Below are 22,497 nucleotides of genomic sequence, written 5' to 3' on the forward strand. Positions count from 1 at the left end.
GCGTACCCGCAAATTAGTTCGTTCACAAAAATACCCTATCCGCCGTCAAATAAACAGAAATTACCGGTTTTTAGCATAGGTCTGATTATTTTTATAGAAATAAAGTATTTATATATAAATAAAATGCTTGCCTTTTATTTTTTGCTGAATGATGATTGTTAACAATGCGAGCATGCAGACATAACCCTTGGAGACCAGATAATGAACGCAAGAAAACTGACTCAAGAACAGATTGATGCCTACCACCGCGATGGCTATGTGATTGTGCGTGGCTACTACACGCCAGAAGAAATCAAACGCTTACAGGATGCCGCCTTTAATGACGATTCATTAAATGAGCGTGCCTGGCAGAAAAAAGATGGCACCGGAAAGGTGAGCAAGGTGTGTTTGTGGCAACAAACAGGCGATGATTTTTACAGCATGTTTTCCCGTGGTCGTCGTTTGGTAGATACGGCAGAAACCTTAATTGGCGAGCCGATTTATCACACCAGTACCAAAATTATGATGAAAGAACCCTTTGTGGGCGGCGCTTGGGAATGGCATCAGGATTTTGGTTACTGGCATCGCGATAACCTTATGCTGTATCCAAAATCCTTGAGTTGTATGGTGGCAATTAACCGTGCAACGGTAGAGAACGGCTGTTTACAAGTGTTGAAAGGGTCGCATCATTTAGGGCGTTTGGATCACAGCAAAACCGGTGATCAAAAAGGTGCTGATATGTTGTTTGTGAACGAAGCAATGAAATATCACGAGCTGATCAATGTTGAATTGGAGCCGGGTGATACCTTGTTTTTCCATTGTAATTTGCTGCACAAATCCAATGAGAATCGCTCATCCGAACCGCGCTGGTCCATGATTTGTGCCTACAACGCCATCACCAATCAGGCGTTCCAGGAAAACGAAGCGATTTATTATCCTTTGTACCCCGTTGATGATGACGCCATTCTGAATTGGAAAGCCGCATAATTTTTTCAGTCGTGTTGTTGGTTATTGCTCTGCCGGAGTAGTACTCGGCAGAGCTTTTTTATTGTTCTATTCGGAGCTTGCCCGCCAATGATTAAGCAAAATATTCCCTTGCCCAAATCCAATATTGATCCACATGGTCTGATTGTAGGGCAGGGCGATTTTCAATATCGCGTTAACAGTCACTGGGGTTTGCTTGATGCGCAAAAAACGCCGGTAGAAAATTGTCATGGCTTGGCGATGGATTCACAGGGGCGCATAGTGATGGTGAGCGATCATCCGCGCAATAACGTGATTGTGTATAACAAGGATGGCAAATTGCTCGATGCCTGGGGCACGCAATTTCCGGGAGCACATGCGCTGCGCATTGTTAATGAAAACGGTGAAGATGTTATTTATTTGGTGGATAGTGGCTGGGTGCTGAATCGCAATTGGGATGGCAAATCTACCGATGATTGGGCATCACCCTACAATAAAGTGATTGCGCAAAGTGGCTTCATCGCCAAGCTCACCTTGGATGGCCGTTTGATTTATACCATTGGCCATCCACAAACCATTGGGGTCTATCGCCCGGATCAACCTTTTCGCCCGACCGACATAGCGGTGGCGCCCAATGGCGACCTCTATATTACCGATGGCTACGGCTCGGATTATCTACTGCAGTACGACGCCAACGGGCGTTACATTCGTCACTGGGGTGGCGGCGATAACGCCAACCCTGCACACAATTTAAAAAACACCCACGGCATAGAAGTGGATTTACGCAATCCGCAAGATCCGCATTTGATGGTGAGCTCACGGGCAGAGCGAGCATTAAAATTATTTGAACTCAATGGCGATTATCGCGGAGCAATCGATGTAGCCGGAGCTTACATAGGTGGGCCGGTGTTTAGCGCCGATCATTTTTTTGCCCCGGTATGTTGGTCGCACATCGATGGAAAAAATGCCGATGATTCAGGTTTTATTAGTGTGTTCGATCGCAATAATCGTGTTGTCGCCAATCTGGGTGGTACTCAACCTGAATATCGCAATGGTGTTTTGCAACCTATGCGCAGCACCTGGGATGTATTCAACCACTGTCACGCACTCTGCGTGGATGAAGATGAAAACTTGTATGTGGGGCAGTGGCGAGCAAATCAAACCTATCCGTTTAAATTAGAGCGGATTTGACGGTCGGTCGTCAGAGGGGGTGTCGTGTGATTTATCGGTTAAATAAGAGTGTATTTTTTTATTCTCATGGTGTAGATTGTTAACAATAGGCAATATTGGCGGCTTGTGGTACATCTGCATGGTGGTCCTTCAGTCGGATAATTGGCATTAGTTGGATAGATATATGAAACCAGTGTTTGTATTAAGTGATCACCCGCACCGTCGGTTTAATCCGTTAACGGGTGACTGGGTATTGGTCTCACCCCACAGGGCCAAGCGCCCATGGCAGGGGCAAATTGAAGAGCTGGCGGTGGACGATAAACCTGCCTATGACTCGTCTTGCTATTTATGCCCGGGCAATACCCGCATCAATGGTACGGTGAATGACAATTATGTCGGTGCTTATGTGTTTACCAATGACTTTGCGGCACTGGAGCCGGAAGATAGGGATTATCAAAGCAGTAGCGATTTGTTTTGTGCCGAGAGTGAGCGCGGCACCAGCCGTGTGATTTGTTATTCCGAAAGTCACAATAAAACCTTGCCAGAAATGTCCCAAGCGGCAGTGACAGAGCTTATCGATACCTGGTGCGATTTGTATCGCGAACTGGGTGAGAATCATTCTTGGGTGCAGATTTTTGAAAATAAAGGCGCGATCAACGGCTGCTCTAATCCTCATCCCCATGGACAAGTCTGGGCAACAGGTTCGGTGCCGACGTTGCCGCAACGGGAAGATGAAAAGCAGCTTGCGTATCAACACAAGCATCAGAGTCCTATGTTGTTGGATTATGCGCAGCAAGAGTTGGCCTTTAAAGAGCGTATTGTGGTGCAAAATCAGGATTGGTTAGTGGTAGTGCCTTATTGGGCTAGCTGGCCATTTGAAACGCTGCTCTTACCACTGCGTCATGTGCCTGATATGTTGAGCCTTTCTTTGTTGGAGCGTGAATCACTTGCCGATATTTTGATTCAATTAACAACGCGTTACGACAATCTATTTAAAACCTCCTTTCCCTACAGCATGGGGTGGCATTGCGCACCTTTTACCGCAGAAGACCATAGCCATTGGCAGTTGCACGCCCATTTTTATCCGCCGTTATTGCGCTCGGCATCTATCAAAAAATTCATGGTGGGTTACGAAATGCTGGGTGAAGTTCAGCGCGATATTACTCCTGAACAAGCGGCGCAGTATTTGCGCGATCAATCCGCTATTCACTATAAAAATGCGGCATCTACAGATTAAAAGGTAATTGGTTATGACTATGTTGGAAAATGTTACCCAGTGTTTTACCGAGCATTTTGATCAATTGCCGGATTTTGTTTCCAAAGCGCCGGGGCGAGTGAATTTGATCGGCGAGCACACAGACTATAACGATGGTTTTGTATTGCCAGCAGCGATTGATTTTTTCACGCTGGTTGCCACTTCTGTGCGGCAAGATAATTTAATTAAAGTGATTGCGCTGGATTACGCCGGGCAGACCGATGAGTTTGCGTTGAACTCTCTCTATGAAGCTCACCCCACTCAGATGTGGAGTAATTATGTCCGCGCGGTGGTGCGCACACTGGTAGATCGCGGCTATCAGCTCAAGGGTTGTAATTTAGTAGTGTCGGGCAATGTCCCACAGGGCGCTGGTTTAAGCTCTTCAGCATCTTTGGAAGTTGCTTTGGCGCAGGCGTTATTAACGGTTGCCGACATTCAAGTTCCAGCCACTGAATTGGCGCTGATTGGCCAGGCAGCCGAAAACAATTATGTAGGCTGTGCCTGCGGCATTATGGATCAACTGGTATCGGCTGGCGGAAAACAAGGCCATGCATTGCTCATCGACTGCCGCAGTCTGGAAACTAAACCAATCCTTATGCCGTCACAATTGTCGATTGTTATTATCAACTCGGGCGTTAAAAGAGGCTTGGTTGACAGCGAATATAATTTACGTCGTGAGCAATGTGCGGCAGCAGCAAAATTTTTTAATCAATCCGTTTTGCGCGATGTGACCAAAGAGCAGTTTTTCGCTGCTGCGCATCAATTACCTGATGTGGTGCGCAAGCGCGCACAACATGTAATTGAAGAGAATGAGCGAACCTTGAAAGCAGCTGAGGCCTTGGCAACCAATAATGTTGCGCTATTAAGTCAGCTTATGGCAGAGAGCCATGTGTCCATGCGCGATTTGTTTGAGATCACCACAACTGAGATTGATTATTTAGTGGCAGCGCTGGATAAAGAATTGGGCAGCGACGGCGGTGTGCGTATGACCGGTGGCGGTTTTGGTGGCTGTATTGTCGCTTTAGTGCCACAACAAAAGCTGTCCATAGTGGCGCCCATTCTCGCGGATTACCAATTAAAAACGGGTTTAATTGCAACGCCTTTTATCTGTACGTCAGAGCAGGGCGCTAGTTTAGTGGCCTTGGAAAGTTAATATTCTCCTCGCTAATTTTTACTAGTGCTTGCGCGCACGAGGGTTATATCTTGGGTGAAATAATTGCCATTGATTGGGGCGGCACCAATTTTCGGCTGCAGGTGGTAAATTCCCTGGGCGATATTGTGTATAACCTTACCCAGCCTATAGGTGTTAATCATTCATCGCGCGCTGAACTTGAGCAATGTTTAATGAATGCGATTGCGCAGTTGCCGGCGCAGTATGCGAATGCGCCGATTGTAATGAGCGGGGCGGTGGGTTCCAATGTTGGCTTGTATGAAACGCCTTATATTGAATGCCCCGTGAATCCTTATCAATTGGCTGAGCAGTTAATCAACATTCAAGTGGGTGCAGTGAATGCCTATATAGTCCCAGGCGTGAAAACTCTTGTGCGAGCAGGCCTGCCCGATGTCATGCGCGGGGAGGAAACCCAAATAGTGGGCTGGATGCAGCAGGCGAGCAAAGCAGAGTTAAAAGAGGCGCTCTTATGTTTACCGGGAACCCACTCGAAATGGGTGCTGCTTAAGCAGGGAGAAATCGTTGATTTTTACACAGCATTTTCGGGCGAGCTCTTTGGCAGTTTATGTGCGCAGAGTTTGTTGGTGAGTGGTACACAAATTCACGATGAGGCTGCATTTGTTCAAGGCGTTAAGGCCAATACGAGAGATGCTTTTTTATTGAATTTGATGTTCAGTGCCCGCTCCAGAATGTTAGCAGGTCTGCATGAAAAAAATGTGAGTGCCGCATACTTATCGGGTGTATTGATTGGCGCTGAGGTAAAAGCGGCAATGCATCTTTATGGTAAAGGAAAAAAAATACATCTGATCGGTGCTGATCATTTAGTGGATAGCTATGCTAAAGCAATAAAAATTTACCAAGGCAAATTGGTTAAGTATCAGGGAGCTTTGATAGCAGCGCAGGGGGCAATGTTATTGGCGAATCGATTTTTCAGGAATCATTCGCTAGAGCGTCGCGCCTGATAAGCCTTGCTCCTGATAAACACTGTACCTGATAAAAATAGTTCAAGTCATCATTTTAAAAAGTGAGTGAGATATGGGTGATCTTCCAGAAAAAAAATTAAGTAAAGCCAGTTTACGCGCTATTGAACGTGGCTACGATCAAAAAAATGCCGACTGGGTATTTGAGTTTGATGTAAAACCCTTGGGCGGTGATTTTTCCTACCAAGAGGGAGTGATTCGCCGCGACCCTTCAGCGGTTATCAGCGTGGATGGTGTTTACCATGTTTGGTACACCAAAGGCGAAGGAGAAACTATTGGTTTTGGTAGTAATAATCCTGAGGATAAAGTGTTTCCCTGGGATAAAACTGAAGTGTGGCATGCAACCTCCAGCGATGGTTGGGATTGGAAAGAGCAGGGTGCTGCGATCGTAGCAGGTGCGCCTGGTTCCTATGATGATCGCGCGGTATTTACACCTGAGGTTCTCGCCCATGAAGGCCGCTATTATTTGGTTTATCAAACTGTCAAGGCGCCTTATTTAAATCGCACCAAAGAGTGTATTGCTCTTGCCAGTGCAGATTCGCCTTATGGTCCTTGGGTTAAAAGTCCCGCTCCCATTTTAACGCCGGCCGATAATGGTGTTTGGGATGGAGACGAAGACAATCGTTTTAATTGCAAAATCCGCGGCGATTTTGACAGCCACAAAGTGCATGACCCATGTTTGATGTTTTATCAAAATAAATTTTATCTTTATTACAAAGGTGAAATTATGGGAGAGCGTATGAACTTTGGTGGACGTGAAATAAAACACGGAGTTGCCATTGCCGATAAAATTGAAGGGCCTTATGTGAAATCGGAATTTAATCCGATCACCAACAGTGGGCATGAGGTTGTTGTATGGCATGTGAATGGTGGCATCGCCAGTTTGTTGACTACCGATGGGCCCGAAAAAAATACCTGCCAATGGTCACCGGATGGTATTAATTTTGACATCATGGCGCATATTAAAGGTGCACCAGAGGCGTTGGGTTTATATCGCGATCCCGCTGCGGACACTCAAGATCCTATGGCTGGATTGGCATGGGGGCTGTGCCACAAGTACGATCCCTCATGGAACTGGAATTATATTTGCCGCTTCAAGACTCGTCGGCAAATATTGGACCCAGGTACCTTTCAGAATGTAGCATCCTGATAAGTCCTTCATCTATATCTCTAAAGGCGCTGCGATACCACATGTCGCAGCGCTTTTTTCGTTTTTAGGCATATTCCCGTCGTGCCTCTATCTGCCTAGGTTCGCGTAAACGGTCTTAAATTTCCGCAAAAACTTCCCGCTTATGGCATTGCAATCTACCTGTATTGGCGCTAGCATTGTGTAAAATGTTAACAATTAACGGGTGGTGTATGTTGCGTATAATAATATTAAGTATCGCCATGTTTGCGCTAAATGTATTTGCTGCGGCTCCTACCGTTATTACATTTGGGTCGGGGGAGATAGCGCCAAAAGAGGAAATCTACGAATACCACCTGTTGCGCCTCGCGCTGGATGCCACCAAGGCGGAATACGGAGACTATGAAATTAGGGATTTGCCTAAAGGCGATGTGCCCACTTACTCGCGCCTGCGGGTTTATGCTGAAGATAATCAGTTTGAAAATTTTGTCTATAAAGATTCGGCTTCCAATGAGATTGTTGAAAAATTACATGGGGTAGAGTTTCCCGTAGATTTGGGTGTGACCGGCTATCGCATTGGCTTTGTGTCGCCCGAGTCCAAACGAAAGCTAGAAAAAATTGAAACCTTGGCTGAATTGCAACAGCTTAAAATTATTCAAGGGCGTGGATGGTTAGATAGCGAAATACTCAAGAAAATTGGGTTTAAAGTTGTTGAGGGTGGCAATATCAAAGGTTTGTTCTATATGGCCGCTAATGATCGTGGCGATATATTTTTGATTGGTGCAAATGAATTGGAGCGGGAGTGGAAGAAAAACCAGGATGTTAAATATTTAAACTATGACCAACATGTGTGTATTTATTATCCTCTACCAAAATTCTTTTTCTTGAATAAAAAAAATACAGCCCTGGCTGATCGTATTGAAAAGGGGCTTCATATTGCCTATGAATCTGGTGCCGTTAGAAAGCTGTGGGATGAGTACTACGGTGAGGCGGTGAAGTTTTCTGCACTGCACAAGCGGAAAATATTTCGCTTTGAAAACCCGTTAATTGATTCGCTGGGTAAAAATTATGAGCAGTTTATCATAAACCCTGAGTTGCTATAGTTTTTTGGAGCGGGTCATGCGGTGGCAGTCAGTTAATGTGAAAAATCCTTTTGAGTCCGCCATGCGTTATCAGCGGCTATTTTCGGCTCATGTGATGGAGTTAAAGAATCCGTTTGGAAGTAGTAGCTTTTTTATAAGCTTAGCTGGCGCCTCGTTGAAATTGGTGTGCGTTCAAGGAGTTGATGCTGAAGCTAAAAAACGGATTCGATTACGCATGCCAGAAAAAGATATTTTTACAGTGCTTGATAGTTTGATTAAAGAAAGAGAATTATTTCAGGTTGAATCTATTAGTGGGGATTTATTTTATACAGATGCTGATGGCAATGTATTTGAAATTGTCTGTGTCAACTAGTGTTTAATCAAGTTGGTGGTGAGAGAAATTAATGAAATCGTATCTTAGGAAGGTTCTGGTAACCGGAGGTGCAGGTTACATAGGCAGTCATGTTTGTATTGAATTGATCAATAATGGTTATTTTCCGATAGTGGTCGATAATCTATCCAATGGAAAATTCGAGTCGCTGGTCAGAGTTGAAAAAATTACCGGTGTTAAGCCGGATTTTTTTCAGTTGGATATCAATGATAAAACAGCTTTACATCAAGTTTTTTCTGATTATGCAATAGGTTGCGTAATGCATTTTGCGGGCCTGAAGGCGGTAGGTGAATCTACCCAGATACCTATCAAGTATTACCGGAATAATGTGGCAGGTACTTTGTCTTTGCTGGAGGTCATGGAAGAACACTCCGTTTTTGATTTTGTATTTAGTTCTTCGGCGACTGTTTATGGTGACCCCGTATCTGTACCCATCGATGAATCATTTCCCCTGTCAGCTACCAACCCTTATGGCCGCAGTAAATTGATCGTAGAGGATATTCTGCGCGATATGGCCAAGGCGCCGGAATACCACTGGAATTTTTCAATTCTGCGTTACTTTAATCCTGCGGGTGCGCATGAGTCTGGTCTAATTGGCGAAGACCCTAGGGGGGTGCCTAATAATTTGATTCCCTATATCGCTCAGGTGGCCGTAGGTAAGCGTGAGGCGCTTACTATCTATGGCAATGATTATGCGACTCCCGATGGTACCGGCGTGCGCGATTACATACATGTCGTGGATTTGGCACGAGGTCATGTGGCAGCACTCAATGGTTTGGCGCAGCAGTCGCAAGGTTGTTCAACCTATAATCTGGGTACTGGCACTGGCTATTCCGTATTGGAGATGTTGAAAGCATTTGAGCTGGCGAGCGGCAAATCTATACCCTATGTGATCAGCGCGCGCCGCCCCGGTGATATCGCCAGTTGTTATGCCGACGTCTCTCTGGCTAAGGAGCGTTTAGGTTGGACTGCTGAATACAGTGTAGAGCGAATGATGGCAGATACTTGGCGCTGGCAATCGCACAACCCAAATGGTTTTGCTGAGTAAGTTTTCTCTGTGCTTGCTGTTGTGTTCTTTGGGAGGCGCTGCCTCCCTTTTTTGTTTTATCGCTATTGTGGGGTATGCCCTATGGTTACCTTTTTTCACACTTCTTGAGATTGAAGTGTAAATTGCTAACAATCTACAATTGATTATTGACAATGGTGATTGGCTGAGTAGTATTGGAATTGGCGTTAAAACTTAGCTTTTGTGCTCGTTCCATGGAAGTGGGCGGCATAAAATAAAAAAATAAATACCTTACATGGGGGCTTTACGATGTCAAACATCACTCACCGTCTTAGAATTACGGCGTTATCAGCGGCAATATGTGCAGTTAACAGCGGTGTTGTCTATGCACAACAAGAAGCGGTTTCAGCACAGCAAGATCAAGATGTGGAAGAAGTTGTGGTTACGGGTATTCGCGGGTCTATTAAAAGATCTGTGGATGACAAGCGTGAGGCACGCAAAATTGTCGATACCATCAACGCTGAAGATATTGGTAAATCAACCGACCAAAATATCGCGGAAGCATTGAACCGCGTTTCAGGCGTTAGTATGAATACCTCTGATGGTGAGGGTAAGACTGTCTCTATCCGCGGTGCAAACGCGGATCAGACCGTTGTTACTATGAATGGTACGGCGTTGGGGTCTACCGGCTTTTCTCAGGGTGTTGATTTGTCTTCCTATTCAGCCGACATCCTTTCAAAAATTGAAGTTATCAAAACGCCATCAGCAGATGATGAAGAAGGTTCGCTTGGCGGCTTGGTGAATTTAACCACTCGCAAGCCGTTGGATATTAAAGAAGATGTCCGTACCGTTTCCCTGCAAGGGCGTATGGATGATCAATCAGATGAGTTTGATCATAAGTTCGTAGGTACCTTCTCGCAAAAATTCATGGATGATGATTTAGGTGTGCTTATCACAGTAAATGACGAAGAGAATAAGCTTCGTCGCGATCAATTCAGTGCATCTAACTATGGTGCTTTTGGTTCTAACGTATATACAGATGGCAGCACCGGTCAGGTTTATGCAAACCCTGCTGCGATTGCCGCAGATGCAGCGTCGGCCGCAAAGGCGGGGCGTGCTCCTACCTTTGCGGGCGCGCAAGCTGTTGATGCTTACACCAATCCCCTGTTTTGGACCCATGGTGGTGCAGCGCACAACCGTGACATAGTGCAAGGTTTAGCGGCTAATCAGACCGGTTATAAGTTGTTTGAAAATAGTTACAAGCGTCAAGGTGTTGATCTGTCGGTTCAATGGCAAGCCAGCGATACAACCGATCTCACCTTCTCTGCAAATTACAGTCAGGCAGATGTTAGTAACCGAATGGACGGTGTGTTTGTAAACACCTCTCGTATGAGTAACTTTATTGACGGTGTTTCACAGCAAGGTTTGGGGCTGGGTTCTGCGTTTTGGAACCGTACGGGCTTTTACGATAATAACCCAGTGGAATACGGTGGAACCCAGGGTGGGGCGCCAACTGACAATGATCAAATGCAGTGGACAGACCCTCAGCAGCAGTGGCATGTGTTGGATCCTAAAACACGTACTTGGACCACCTTGTTAAACCGTGAAAGCATTGGTTCTATCGAGGCCTCTATTAATGAGTATGAAATTGAAAACTCACTCTATGCGCTAGAACTTAATCACGATTTTTCAGATCGTTTCCGCATGGTTGCGGGTGTCTCAGCCAATGAATCAATACAAACTCCAAATCATAATGTCTATTTGACCGCTAACACCAATCGTGTTGTTGGCCCTTGGAATTTGCACCATGTTCCGGCTGATATTCTTAATCCTGCAGGTTATGACTGTTCTAGTGGAAACTGCCGTTTGAATGGTGGTTATACTGCGCCTGCTTCTCTGGGTAATAATGTTGATCTTGATCCAGGTATGGGTGATCTCTGGGACAACATAGGTACCTCAGGTTTTGATCCAGATGTACTTGAAAACCACACGCTAAGTTATATTCAGGCAACTATCACTGAGGTGAGTGATAAACAAGAAACGGCGTTTGTTGATTTTGATTTTGATTTGGATACCTATGGCATTACAACAGTAGAGTTCGGAGCGAAATTCACTCACCGCGAGAAATTTGTGAATAACCAGTCCGGTACGCCTCGTCCAAGTGATGAGCGAGTGGCGAGTGTTAGCCCGTTTACTGGCGAGACTCTTTTAATTGATGCTAGTAATATCAACTTAATTCAAGTCACTAATTTTGCCGATGGTAAAGTTGATGCAGATGGTTTTTTGAGTGGATTAGGCTATAAAACGGACAATATTACGGATGGTTGGTTGCGCTTTGACCCATTGGCTGCATTGAATGCGGTTAGTCAGGGTGAGCGTTCCTTTACTGTTGACAATACACAAACTCGTGGTGCCGAGTTTGATAATGTCGCTGCATATATTAAGGCCAACTTCTCGTTTATGGATGATCGCTTGCAGGGTGATGTTGGTTTCCGTTACGTAAAAACCGAGCTTGAAACCAATGGTTTTGCGGGTACTGTTTTCGGCACTACCAGTTCAAATGGCGGCAAGGTAATAGACCCTATCCAGCTAATGAAAATGCGTGAAGTGGGAGCTGGCGGTGTGCAATGCCCGTCGTTGGCGGAAACTCCATCTCCAGTTGGTTTGGGTGCTAATTCATCATTCTGGGCGCCGAGAAATGGCAGCACTGATGTTAATGAGCCACTCAATTATGATCTCACTCGTTTTGTTGAGCGCAACCGCTGGGCTCGTGTAGACGGTAAAGGTTTTAACATCAACGGAACTCCATTTAACTATGGTGATGACACGCCGATTGCTGGAACAAATAACGGCATTTGTTATGACCCATTACTTGCGCCGGGGGCAATACCTGCAACCTTTTTCGAACGCAATTTGATTCGTTATGCTGATATTTCAACTGACTTGACTTACCCCTTTGATGCGAATGGCGTACGCCAGGTAAGTGAAAATGGCAGCATCGTTACTCATGACCGCAGTCGCAACTCTGTTGCAGCAATTGATAATTATAGCTACGACATTATTCTGCCAAGTTTGAACGTGAGTTTTGCAGCGAGAGAGGACTTAATTACTCGTTTTGCTGCATCTAAAACTATGGCGCGCCCCCCGATTGATGACTTGCGTGCTGGTGCCCGTACTAATGAAGGTGATATTTTTGGTTCGGGTGTAGGCTTGCGTCCTAGCTCAACAGTGCAATTGTTTACTGCGAAAATTGATCCGCTTGAATCAACCAATTTGGATTTGTCGGTTGAGTGGTACTTCAATGACTCAGGCATGCTATCAGCAAATATTTTCACCAAAGATATTAAGAACTTGATTGAAGTGAAAGACTATTTGTCGTATATCGGCGATCTGCGTAAAACTGCTGCGAACCCGGATGGCACAACCTACAATAATGGTGTGTTTAGTGTTGATGGCACAGATATTCCATTACTGTTGAGTGCTGCAGATGTAAACACCTGTATGCCTCGTCGTTTACAAGGTGAAGCAGCACTTCAAGGTACACCTGAATTAATTTATGGAAACAACCCTGAATATCTGTGTAATCAATACACTGTTACGCAAAACGTAAACGCGGCAAAGGCATCGGTAGAAGGTATTGAATTGAACTACGTTCAAAACTTTGACTTCTTACCGGGTATCTGGTCCGGTTTGGGCACCTCTATGAACTTTACCTATCAAGAAGGTACCTTTGATAAGTCTCGTGAAGTAATTCCTGGCGCGCCAAAAGAATCCTACAACGCGACAGTCTATTGGGCGCAAGATGGTCATCAAATTCGCCTTGCATGGTCTGGTGCGAGTGATGTGTTAGAGCAAACAGCCTTTGCCGGTGGTTCACGTTGGAGAGAAGGTCGTCAGACGCTGGATCTGTCCAGCAGCTATGCATTAACTGACTCGATCAGCCTGCAATTTGACGTAGCCAACTTGACTAACGAAACTGTGCGCACTTACTTCACTAGTCGTACTTTGGTATTGCCTGATGCCAATGGCAATCCAATTACCTTTAATGAAGGCTCGGCTATTAACGGCAGCGCACCCACCAACCGTACTCTTGATGAATACACTGTTGGCAGAACATTCCGTGTAGGTATTCGTGCGGAGTTCTAAGTGATGGAAGGACTGACAAATCTTGATTTGTTAGTCTGATAAAAAAGAAGCGCTTTGGGTCTATCTCAAGGCGCTTTTTTTTGGATAAATATTTTTAACTGAAAATGTTGCCTGGTGAGACTATCATGAATGTTCGGGCGCATTGCGCAAAATCACGCAATTAAATATTTAACAGGTGTAGTGTTTTGTCATCGAAACGATTTGTCATAGTGGGCGGTGGAACGGCGGGTTGGATGACGGCAATGTTATTCCAACATGCGTTTCAGGATTGTACGATTACGCTGGTTGAATCTGCCGCTACCGGAATTATCGGTGTAGGTGAAGGCTCTACACCTGCATTAAAAGCATTTATGGATGCTATAGGCATCAGTGAAAGCGAGTGGATGTCAGCTTGTCAGGCAACCTATAAGTCGGGCATATCATTTAAAGATTGGTCAACAAAAAATGGATTTCAGGAATATTTTCATCCATTTTTTTCTCATTTTGATCGCGACCATATTAAAGCGCTTATATTTAATTCCGCATTGCGGCGCGCAGGTAAACGTGTGCATGCGCATCCTAATTTGTTTAGTTATGCACACTACTTGACCGCGAATTCTCTGTGCCCGATTACCCCATACGCATTTCCGTTTGAAGTTCAATATGGCTACCATTTTAATGCAGCCCTGTTGGGCTCATTTTTAAAAGAAAAAGCCATTGAGCGGGGAGTGATATGGAAAAGCGCTCATGTGGAAAACGTCGCATTAAATGCAAAAGGTGATATTGCACACTTGGCGTTCGAGGGTGGGGCAATACTTGAGGGCGATTTTTTTGTAGATTGCACGGGCTTTGCATCGCTTATTACCGGTAAAACACTCGACACTCCTTTTATTTCTTATAGAGATGTTTTATTTAATGATCGTGCCGTGACATTAGCCACTCCAGTGGAGGAGGTTATTTCAACGCAAACTGTAGCTACCGCATTAAATAATGGTTGGGCCTGGAAAATTCCTCTGCAAAATCGTGTGGGAAATGGCTATGTGTATAGTTCAGATTTTTGTAGCGAAGCAGAAGCAGAAGCGGAACTGCGCGCGCATCTGAATATGAATAATGGCGAAGGCGAAGTGCGCCACTTAAAAATGCGGGTTGGGCGAGCCAAAACTATGTGGAATAAAAATTCCTTGGCAGTTGGTTTGTCGCAAGGATTTTTAGAGCCATTAGAAGCAACGGCATTGGCGTTGGTGCAATTAACGCTTGTTAGGTTTGTTAAATTGTATAAGGCGGGTGGATATACCAATCAATACGCAGAGCAACTGAATTCAGAAATCGCAGAAGCGTTTGATAATGTGAGGGACTATATACATACACATTATTTAACCTCTGACCGTGAGGATACACCTTACTGGCGCGCCTGCCGCCACAATTCTGCGGTGGCATCGAATCGCCTTAAACTGGTGTTGCAAGCTTGGTTGAGTGGTGCGGATATTAGTGAGGCGCTGCAAAGCACGGGGCTTAATCGTCACTACAAAGTGAATTCATGGGTGTACTTATTAAGTGGCATGGGAATATTTCCTCCTGAGCATCAACTGGTGCAAGCCAGCCCGGATGATTTAGCTAAAGTGCCGCTAGATTCAATTGTCGATTTTTTTGAGAGGTGCTTGTTAAATCATATGCCGCAAAAAGAAGCGTTGGAGATTATGCGCACTGGCGTTAGTCCATTTGATTCAGAAGGCCGGAACGCAGTGAGTAAAGAGCAGGCGCTTGCGCGTTTACTGGGTCTAAATTTTGCAGCCTCATCTTAAGTTGATCTTAAGGGTTCCCTAGTGGCTTTGGTTTTTTGGACAGTAAGGCTGCGAAGTTTTATGGTGTTGAGCGCAGAGCTTCCAGTGCCATTTGGTGTGAATCAGGAATTTTACGTACTTCATTTTTAATGGCGTTGGATACATTTTGTAAGAATTGAATAAAGTCGGGAGCTTTGTCTGCAGGCATTGAAAACTTTTCATAGTCGCGGAAATATTTTTGACCGATCAATACTTCCAGCCAACTATCGGTACCAAAAATGGAATATTCGGGTGGGGATATCCAACCGGTTTTAGAGAACTCTTCGAGCAATACATCTAAGGACGCAGGGCGCGGCCCCAATCTCCGCTCCTTCCAAAATAAATCTTCGTCACGGCGATTACACAGGTAGTGCACTATTAGAAAATCGCGCACTCCCTCGGTCTCTGCGCGCCAGGACTGATTAAATTTATCTCTGCCCACCGCATTTAATTCGTTATTGTCGATACTATCGCGCAATTTTCTCGCATAGGCGCAAATTAAATGAATGCTGGTGGATTCTAATGGCTCTAAAAATCCTGCGGATAAACCTATGGCCACGCTGTTGAGCATCCAAGGCGATGACAATCGTCCGGTGGTGAATTCAATTTTGCGTGGTGTAGTTAACAGCTCGCCTTCAGCACCCTCTAATAGATGTTGTTTTGCTGTGTCGTAATCCATGTGTTTTGAGCAATAGACAATGCCGTTACCGGTGCGGTTCTGAAGCTGGATTTCCCAGCGCCATCCGGCTGCGTGGGCAATTGAGCGAGTGTACAAACGAGGCGCTTTATTCAATGTTGTTTGTACTGCAATTGCAGTATCACAAGGCAAGTATGCTTGCCAGTTATCAAAGTTTGCTTTTAATGCTTGTTTATTTAGGGCGCCATGCATTCCCGAGCAGTCTACATATAAATCGGCGCTGAGTGTTTCGCCATCCTCCGCAATAAGTGCGGTTATACCGTTCTCATCTGTTTCGACTTTTACTATGTGCTTGGAAATATGGGTTGCGCCATTGTGTAACGCTTTTTCTCGAAGTAATCGAGCCAGAAGAGATGCATCAAAATGGAGTGCGTAAAGTAGGTTGCTTAAAGGGTAGAAGAGGCCGTTTGTGTTTTCGGGCGCTTTTGAACCGCGAGAAAACTTATCTGAATAAGCCGCAACAGCGGAAGGGATAAAAGGCATGAGGTCAGGATTTTTAAAATAGCGTGCCGTGCTTAACCAAATTTTAAAAAACTCAGCCTGTCCTAGGTTGTGCCCCATGTTGCCAAAACCATGCATATAGCGTTCGCCGGGACGGGACCAGTTTTCAAATTGGATGCCATACTTAAATGTTGCTTGGCAGTGCTTAACCAGATCCTGATCGCTTATTTCTAGATAATTTAAGAGATCGTAAATGGTGGGAATGCTTGCTTCCCCAACGCCTATGGTTGGAATTTCTGCTGTATCAACTACTACAACCTGATAGCCATGTGCTTCCCGGTTTTTTGATAAAATAGCGCCCGCCACCCAACCAGCGGTTCCGCCACCTAATACAATGATTTTTTTTGATTCGCGTATCGACATAAATTGAGTCCGGCGTAAATTTTGTTATTTGTATCATAGCTCAAATACTGAGCTTATCTGATATTGTCAAAGGTATGAATAATTTTTTAGATTTGCAGTGTAAATATCAATCTTCTTTCAGTCGTTTGTCCAAGTTGAAAATTTATTATGATTTCATTAATAAATTTTCAACTTGTGTGTCGCGCTTGAAAAAGATAAAAATAAAAAATTATGAAGTGAAAAATTTGTAGGTTAATGATTAATGGTTGACTTTAGGTAACACTGACAAGCGAAATTGTGATGGTGACTGACCTATCTGCCTGCGGAAGAATTTCACAAAATTAGTTGCTTCGGAAAACCCTAATTGATAGGCAACTTCTGCAATCGAAATTGTGCTGTGCACCAGAAGGCGTTGCGCTTCTATAACAATGCGCCGGTCGATAATTTTCTTTGCCGACCGACCTTCCATGGCGATGCATGCACGGCTTATGGTGCTTTCGGAATAGCCCATTTTTTTTGCGTAATATTGCAGTGAATGTTCTTGTGCGAAACGTGTTTCCACAGTTTGTATGAACAAGCGGTATGTTAGTCGGCTAACTGAAGTGATCGCTAAGTTTGCCTGCGATTGACGGCTCCATTTAGCGATCCGCAATAATAGGGTTAGTAGTTGATGGCGAATTAACGCTACCTCTAAATCCTCGCCTGAAAACTGGTTGAAATCCAGCCGCATTTGCTGAATGCTGGCAACCACTACTTGCATTATTGCCGTATCGAGCGTCATGCTCGTGCTCCATTCGTCTAAAGCCAATAGTTCTAGCTCGCGTACAAGGCTCAAGCCTCCGTGATGCGGTAATGTACTTGGCGCTATCACAATTAAATGCGCCTCAAGGTTTTCCTCAACATGCCATTGCTGAACCTGACCTGGGCGCACAAATATCAAACTTCCTGCCAGCAGCGGCCACTCAACAAAATCTACGGTGTGTCGGCCACTTCCTTCAGTAACCAGCATTAACATGAAAAAATCAATTCGTTCAGGCTGCTGAAACCAAGTGAGAGGCAGCTTGTTGCGCAATTCTGACCAGAAAAGCAACTCAATACCTAGTGCGGTAAGACGCGAGTTATCAAAGCGGACTTTTTTTAATTCGGGATTTGCAGTTTTAGTTCGCATTATTCGTTGCTGCTCGATTTTGACCATTTGTTGAGTCTAACTGACCTCTCCTTAAGCGACTAGATTCGGCAGTATGATTCACTGATTAATGACGTCTATAGAGCAAGGGAAACATATGAAACTCAGTACCACAGTAACGCTTATTGCATGCACTGCCGCAGGACTGTTATTCACGGCCTGCACTAGCCCCATCAGCAACACATTGGAGAACAATGCGGAGAAAAATGTGAGCAACCATAAGGATAAAGTATCAGCGCTATTAAAAAGCATAGAAACAGGTGACTCAGCACCGATCGCCTACATCAACCCAACCCTGTACACCCAACACAATTTATCGGTAGGTGATGGACTTGCTGGTTTTGGCGCGGTATTTCATGCGCTGCCACCGGGTTCAGCTAAAGCGAATCCTGTACGCGTATTCCAAGATGAAAACTATGTGTTTAGCCATACGGAATATAACTTTTTTGGACCAAAAATTGGCTTTGATATTTTCCGTTTTGAAAATGGCCAAATCGTTGAACACTGGGATAATTTGCAAGAGACCGCAACCACTGCTAACCCCAGTGGTCGCAGTATGATTGACGGCGCCACCACTGTTACTGATCTTGATAAAACTGCCAACAACAAGGCTTTAGTTAGGGGTTTTGTAGAAGACATTCTACAAAATGGTAAATTCGAAAAGCTCGCGGGTTATTTTGATGGCGATAATCTCATTCAACATAACCCGCAGGTTGGCGACCAGTTGAGTGGGTTGAGGGCGGCTATGCATGCCATGGCCGAGCAGGGTATTACCATGAAATATGATCGCATTCATAAAGTGCTGGGCGAAGGAAATTTCGTGTTAGTCGTCAGTGAAGGTCAGTTCGCCGGAAAACATTCCTCCTTCTATGATTTGTTCCGCGTTGAAAATGACAAGATCGCAGAGCATTGGGACACCATTGAGACTATTCCCGCCAAGGCTGAGTGGAAGAATTCTAATGGTAAGTTTTAAGGTTTAATTCACCCGTTTAATTTTCTAGCTAATTATTTTTTTACCAATCATTTAATTTTTTATTCATTTAAGGATCGTCATTATGAAAATCTCCCAATTGCTCTGCACCGGTTTAATGACTTGCGCTATGTTCATCACTTCTGGTTTTGCAGTGGCAGATTCTGCCCATACAACGCAGGTGATTGAAGTGGCAAGTTTTCAGCTCAAACAAGGTGTAACGCCCGCTGAATTTGCTGTGGTCGACAAGGCCATGGAACGCGAATACATATCCAAGCAGCCTGGTTTCCTATCACGCGAAAGTGCAGTAGGACCGAATAATGAATGGCTTGTGATAGTTCATTGGAAGTCGCTTACCGACGCTGATGCCTCTATGGCATCTTTTGAAAAAGCCGCACCTACCGCAGCTTTCATGGCGAAACTTGATGCTTCCACCATGGTCATGAAGCGCTATCAAAAACAAGCGCCATAAAGTCATCAGCGATCAGATAGAGTTAAATAACCCTCGTCACACAGTGTGTAACTAATCGTTTACGATAATTGTGATGGGGGTTATTAATTATTAGGGGTAATTAAGTTTCTTAAAAGTTCTTAGTCAAAAGCATTATTTTAGGGTTCTTTCAATACCATCAAAAAATTGGAATGTCTTGATAACATGTTGATGCCAGTATTCCCAAGAGTGACTCCCTGGTAGTGATTCCAATTGCGCGGGAATACCGAGCTGTTTTAATTGCTCATTAAACTTCAGGTTGCCTGAATAGAGAGTATCTTCGGTGCCGCAATCGAATCGAATTGGGGGGAGGTGGGTTTTATTCACCTTTAACCAATGCAATATGTCGCTCTCATGGGTTAAGTGAGTGTTATAAAGCGATAAATCTTCATCGACAAATTGCGCCATTTCCTGAATGTTTGTTATTGAGGAGTGCCCCGATATACCTTGAAAGATGTTGGGATATTTAGCCCCTAAGCGCAGCGCGCCATAACCGCCCATAGATAGGCCAGCAATATAAATATTGGATGCGGCTGAGGCCGCTGGATTGCATTTTATAACTGCATCAATTACATCCTCCACAATCCATTTTTCATAATTCTCACCGTTTGCTAGCGGTAAATAAGCTGAGCCTCCATAAAATCCGCCATCCGAAGGCATAACCAGCATCATTTTGGTTAAGCTACCTTTTGCATATTCATTGCTATAAGCCTTGTGCACACCGCCCAAACCTGACCATACCCAATTATTGCCATAAACCCCGTGTAATAAAATCACAATAGGCATGTCTTTACCGTCTGGATGAGCATTAAAGACGCTGATATCACAGCGTCTATTTAGATGTGAGCTCTGAACAGTGAGTAATTGAAAATGTTCAGGAAGATATTCAGGATTAGATTGTTCAATTCTAATAACGGCCATTTGTATTACTCCTCATCATCAAAGATAACAACACCTTTGGCGATACGGCCATTAATTAAATCGTCAAAACCCTGTGCAACATCTTCAATACGATAGGTTTTGGTGACCAATTCATCGAGCTTTAATTGCCCTGAGCTGTAGAGATCCATAATGCGCGGAAAATCCCGGTCGGGATTGCACATGCCATAAAGTGGATTGATATAAATTTTGTCCCATTCAAATAATTCACAGTCAAAATCAATGCGCTGCTCAATGCCACTGACTTGCACCGCCGTTCCGGCACTACGAATAAGTTTGAGTGGTGCGGAGCCAAGCGCGGGAACAGCGGTGCACTCAAAAGCATAGTCTGTTCCGCGCCCGCAGTTGATCGCACGTACTTGCGTGGCAACTTCGTTAAAATCCTTATCATCTCGTGTCGCTATGACACCGTGGGTCGCACCGAATTTTTTAGCTTGATCCAAGCGCTCGCTATTGATATCAATGGCGATAATTTTATTGGCGCCTGACAATTTTGCCGCTTGAATAACATTTAAGCCGACGCCACCACAACCAATTACACAGACGGATGAGCCCAGCTTCACGTTGGCGGCATTGACTACAGAGCCCCAGCCCGTCATAACACCGCAACCAATAATTGATGCGGTAGCGTAGGGGATGTCGCAGTGAATTTTGACCACTGCAGATTCTTTAACAATAGTATGTTCAGACATAGTGCCGAGATGAAAAGAGCGTTCAATCGGCGCGCCCTGATGGCTTGCAGCATCTGGGTGTGCATGTCCGCAAAGACCTTGCCCACAAACCGGTGAATTTATTTCGCAGATATGGGTATTGCCTTCACGGCATTGAAAACAGTGACCACAGGGAATTGCCCAGTTTAAGATGACTCTATCGCCAGCTTTTACTTTGGTTACTGCTGAACCAACGGCCATAACAATGCCTGCACCTTCATGGCCAACAATAAAAGGTTTGTTCCAGGTATTGATGGAGTCCCAGTCGGTGTGGCAAATGCCCGATGCTTTTAATTTAATCAGCACCTCGTCTTGTGCCGGAGTACCAATTGCAATTGTGGTTAAATGGAAGTTTCCTTTGCCATCAGACAATATGGCTTTTGAATGAATCATAAAAGTTAGCTCCAGTAATGTTCGTGAAGTAGGTGTTGAATGGGTTAAAAACGAAATATATAGACTAGAATTAGTTTGATTTTCATTGTTGATGATCGGCCACAGCTAAAAAAATATTGCTATCGCATTAAAAATATAATCAACTTTGTTCCAAGAATATTGACTACTGGAAAATGAGCATGGGCAAGAATAACGTATATTGTGAGCCGTTTTGCATACAGCATGGTTATGATTTTGAAATTCATCATGTGGTGTATTCGGAGGACTCTCCCTATTCCTGTTTTATGCATTTTCATGAGGTTCACGAACTTATCGTCTTTGATTCTATTGAGGGAACTTTTTTTTACAGCCAGGGTAAGTCAGCTTTGTGCGATCAGGATCTCGTCTTCACTCCCGCATTGGAAACCCATGATTTTGAGCTGTCATCGCGCAATAAATCCTGGTATATCATCCAGTTTTTACCCGCTCTTTTGCTGGCCCCTGGGTTAGAGCAGGCAGAAAATTTCTTTAAGTATGGTATGCATTTACGTCTAAAATCTGATGATGCAAGTGCTATTCAAACCCTGTCAAAATGGCTGCTGGATTCTTATCGTGATTCACCTTCCAGCAATCGCAGCCAGGCATTGTTGCGCGCGCTGTTAACCTGGGTGGCAGAGCGCGCAACTCCGTTAAAACCTCCGCACTACGACACACTGTTAAAATCTTCCGGTTATATGAAGCTGGAACCGGTAATTAATTTATTTCGCCACAATAAAAGTGTTGAACTTTCCCTGGATCAGGCCGCGGAGTTGTGTTGTATCTCTCCGGCGTATTTTTCACGCTTGTTTAAATCCGTGTTTCGCTGCAATTATTCTGACTACAATGTTAAACACCGGCTTTACAGCGCTGCACGAATGTTAAGTCAAAGCCAGTTTTCAATCACTGAGATCAGTTATGAGCTCAATTTTTCCAGCCCCTCTCATTTCATTTCCCAATTCAAAAAATTGTTTGGTGTAACTCCAAAGAAATTCAAAACCACCATGCTACAGCGGGTTACCGAGCTCTAGATCTAGTGCGTGAACATTGGTGTGCTGCAATAGATCCTCGCATTGAGCCGATTTAATGTAGCAAAATGCATTTGTTAGAAATGGCACGAATAAAGCCAGGAATGTCATTTATTTGACATTCGGGGTGCCGCCATGTCTGGATTTGTTAAGAGGCA

18 protein-coding genes are annotated in these 22,497 nt (G+C 44.5%); 14 read left to right on the forward strand and 4 right to left on the reverse strand.

Features of this window, described 5'->3' with window-relative positions; genetic code table 11:
* Window positions 1-201: 201 nt before the first annotated feature.
* The 11 genes from AC2CG4_RS01695 (at window position 202) to AC2CG4_RS01745 (ending at window position 15,050) form a co-directional block, all read left to right on the forward strand.
* A complete protein-coding gene (locus tag AC2CG4_RS01695; protein WP_062065029.1) occupies window positions 202-966 on the forward strand; it encodes a phytanoyl-CoA dioxygenase family protein in 765 nt (254 codons plus the stop codon).
* An 87-nt stretch (window positions 967-1,053) separates the two neighbouring features.
* A complete protein-coding gene (locus tag AC2CG4_RS01700) occupies window positions 1,054-2,133 on the forward strand; it encodes an NHL repeat-containing protein (RefSeq protein ID WP_484484605.1) in 1,080 nt (359 codons plus the stop codon).
* Window positions 2,134-2,296: 163 nt separating this feature from the next.
* The gene (locus AC2CG4_RS01705) at window positions 2,297-3,349 is read left to right on the forward strand and encodes a UDP-glucose--hexose-1-phosphate uridylyltransferase (protein ID WP_484484606.1); all 1,053 of its coding nucleotides are present in this window, start codon (window positions 2,297-2,299) and stop codon (window positions 3,347-3,349) included.
* Between the two features lie 13 nt (window positions 3,350-3,362).
* Window positions 3,363-4,520: a galactokinase gene (gene galK, locus AC2CG4_RS01710; protein WP_484484607.1), complete on the forward strand. Its 1,158-nt coding sequence runs from the start codon at window positions 3,363-3,365 to the stop codon at window positions 4,518-4,520.
* Between the two features lie 50 nt (window positions 4,521-4,570).
* On the forward strand, window positions 4,571-5,500 hold the full coding sequence (locus tag AC2CG4_RS01715; protein ID WP_484484608.1) for a 2-dehydro-3-deoxygalactonokinase: 930 nt from the start codon (window positions 4,571-4,573) through the stop codon (window positions 5,498-5,500).
* Window positions 5,501-5,573: 73 nt separating this feature from the next.
* Window positions 5,574-6,668: a glycoside hydrolase family 117 protein gene (locus AC2CG4_RS01720; RefSeq protein WP_484484609.1), complete on the forward strand. Its 1,095-nt coding sequence runs from the start codon at window positions 5,574-5,576 to the stop codon at window positions 6,666-6,668.
* 209 nt (window positions 6,669-6,877) lie between these two features.
* On the forward strand, window positions 6,878-7,747 hold the full coding sequence (locus AC2CG4_RS01725) for a hypothetical protein (protein WP_484484610.1): 870 nt from the start codon (window positions 6,878-6,880) through the stop codon (window positions 7,745-7,747).
* A gap of 16 nt (window positions 7,748-7,763) precedes the next feature.
* Window positions 7,764-8,099, forward strand: coding sequence for a hypothetical protein (locus AC2CG4_RS01730; RefSeq protein WP_484484611.1), 336 nt, complete (start codon window positions 7,764-7,766; stop codon window positions 8,097-8,099).
* A 31-nt stretch (window positions 8,100-8,130) separates the two neighbouring features.
* On the forward strand, window positions 8,131-9,165 hold the full coding sequence (gene galE / locus AC2CG4_RS01735; RefSeq protein WP_484484612.1) for a UDP-glucose 4-epimerase GalE: 1,035 nt from the start codon (window positions 8,131-8,133) through the stop codon (window positions 9,163-9,165).
* A 267-nt stretch (window positions 9,166-9,432) separates the two neighbouring features.
* Window positions 9,433-13,269 (forward strand): TonB-dependent receptor, encoded by a 3,837-nt coding sequence (locus tag AC2CG4_RS01740; RefSeq protein ID WP_484484613.1) that lies wholly within the window; start codon window positions 9,433-9,435, stop codon window positions 13,267-13,269.
* 185 nt (window positions 13,270-13,454) lie between these two features.
* Window positions 13,455-15,050 (forward strand): tryptophan halogenase family protein, encoded by a 1,596-nt coding sequence (locus AC2CG4_RS01745; RefSeq protein ID WP_484484614.1) that lies wholly within the window; start codon window positions 13,455-13,457, stop codon window positions 15,048-15,050.
* Between the two features lie 58 nt (window positions 15,051-15,108).
* Here the strand turns inward: AC2CG4_RS01745 and AC2CG4_RS01750 are convergent, their stop codons facing one another.
* Together AC2CG4_RS01750 and AC2CG4_RS01755 are read right to left on the reverse strand one after the other, a co-directional pair.
* Window positions 15,109-16,629, reverse strand: a complete 1,521-nt coding sequence (locus tag AC2CG4_RS01750) for a tryptophan halogenase family protein (protein WP_484484615.1) — start codon at window positions 16,627-16,629, stop codon at window positions 15,109-15,111.
* Between the two features lie 238 nt (window positions 16,630-16,867).
* On the reverse strand, window positions 16,868-17,776 hold the full coding sequence (locus tag AC2CG4_RS01755; RefSeq protein WP_484484616.1) for a helix-turn-helix domain-containing protein: 909 nt from the start codon (window positions 17,774-17,776) through the stop codon (window positions 16,868-16,870).
* Between the two features lie 115 nt (window positions 17,777-17,891).
* Between AC2CG4_RS01755 and AC2CG4_RS01760 the strand changes: the two genes are divergently transcribed.
* Together AC2CG4_RS01760 and AC2CG4_RS01765 are read left to right on the forward strand one after the other, a co-directional pair.
* On the forward strand, window positions 17,892-18,767 hold the full coding sequence (locus tag AC2CG4_RS01760; protein WP_484484617.1) for a nuclear transport factor 2 family protein: 876 nt from the start codon (window positions 17,892-17,894) through the stop codon (window positions 18,765-18,767).
* Window positions 18,768-18,849: 82 nt separating this feature from the next.
* A complete protein-coding gene (locus AC2CG4_RS01765; RefSeq protein WP_484484618.1) occupies window positions 18,850-19,236 on the forward strand; it encodes an antibiotic biosynthesis monooxygenase family protein in 387 nt (128 codons plus the stop codon).
* A 132-nt stretch (window positions 19,237-19,368) separates the two neighbouring features.
* On the opposite strand, the gene AC2CG4_RS01770 is transcribed toward AC2CG4_RS01765, so the two are convergent.
* Both AC2CG4_RS01770 and AC2CG4_RS01775 read right to left on the reverse strand, forming a co-directional pair.
* A complete protein-coding gene (locus AC2CG4_RS01770) occupies window positions 19,369-20,175 on the reverse strand; it encodes an alpha/beta hydrolase (RefSeq protein ID WP_484484619.1) in 807 nt (268 codons plus the stop codon).
* Window positions 20,176-20,180: 5 nt separating this feature from the next.
* Window positions 20,181-21,296, reverse strand: coding sequence for a Zn-dependent alcohol dehydrogenase (locus tag AC2CG4_RS01775; protein ID WP_484484620.1), 1,116 nt, complete (start codon window positions 21,294-21,296; stop codon window positions 20,181-20,183).
* 179 nt (window positions 21,297-21,475) lie between these two features.
* On the opposite strand from AC2CG4_RS01775, the gene AC2CG4_RS01780 reads away from it, so the two are divergent.
* Complete coding sequence (locus AC2CG4_RS01780) at window positions 21,476-22,342, forward strand: helix-turn-helix transcriptional regulator (protein ID WP_484484621.1); 867 nt, start codon at window positions 21,476-21,478, stop codon at window positions 22,340-22,342.
* Window positions 22,343-22,497: the final 155 nt, after the last annotated feature.

The sequence above is a fragment of the Cellvibrio sp. ATLC23 genome, from assembly GCF_057196725.1.

Coding starts and splice junctions, on each gene's coding strand:
- AC2CG4_RS01780 (WP_484484621.1), top strand. CDS start 21,476: ATGGGCAAGAATAACGTATATTGTGAGCCGTTTTGCATACAGCATGGT.
- AC2CG4_RS01775 (WP_484484620.1), bottom strand. CDS start 21,296: ATGATTCATTCAAAAGCCATATTGTCTGATGGCAAAGGAAACTTCCAT.
- AC2CG4_RS01705 (WP_484484606.1), top strand. CDS start 2,297: ATGAAACCAGTGTTTGTATTAAGTGATCACCCGCACCGTCGGTTTAAT.
- AC2CG4_RS01695 (WP_062065029.1), top strand. CDS start 202: ATGAACGCAAGAAAACTGACTCAAGAACAGATTGATGCCTACCACCGC.
- galE (WP_484484612.1), top strand. CDS start 8,131: ATGAAATCGTATCTTAGGAAGGTTCTGGTAACCGGAGGTGCAGGTTAC.
- AC2CG4_RS01740 (WP_484484613.1), top strand. CDS start 9,433: ATGTCAAACATCACTCACCGTCTTAGAATTACGGCGTTATCAGCGGCA.
- AC2CG4_RS01755 (WP_484484616.1), bottom strand. CDS start 17,776: ATGCGAACTAAAACTGCAAATCCCGAATTAAAAAAAGTCCGCTTTGAT.
- AC2CG4_RS01760 (WP_484484617.1), top strand. CDS start 17,892: ATGAAACTCAGTACCACAGTAACGCTTATTGCATGCACTGCCGCAGGA.
- AC2CG4_RS01725 (WP_484484610.1), top strand. CDS start 6,878: ATGTTGCGTATAATAATATTAAGTATCGCCATGTTTGCGCTAAATGTA.
- AC2CG4_RS01765 (WP_484484618.1), top strand. CDS start 18,850: ATGAAAATCTCCCAATTGCTCTGCACCGGTTTAATGACTTGCGCTATG.
- galK (WP_484484607.1), top strand. CDS start 3,363: ATGACTATGTTGGAAAATGTTACCCAGTGTTTTACCGAGCATTTTGAT.
- AC2CG4_RS01750 (WP_484484615.1), bottom strand. CDS start 16,629: ATGTCGATACGCGAATCAAAAAAAATCATTGTATTAGGTGGCGGAACC.
- AC2CG4_RS01700 (WP_484484605.1), top strand. CDS start 1,054: ATGATTAAGCAAAATATTCCCTTGCCCAAATCCAATATTGATCCACAT.
- AC2CG4_RS01770 (WP_484484619.1), bottom strand. CDS start 20,175: ATGGCCGTTATTAGAATTGAACAATCTAATCCTGAATATCTTCCTGAA.
- AC2CG4_RS01730 (WP_484484611.1), top strand. CDS start 7,764: ATGCGGTGGCAGTCAGTTAATGTGAAAAATCCTTTTGAGTCCGCCATG.
- AC2CG4_RS01720 (WP_484484609.1), top strand. CDS start 5,574: ATGGGTGATCTTCCAGAAAAAAAATTAAGTAAAGCCAGTTTACGCGCT.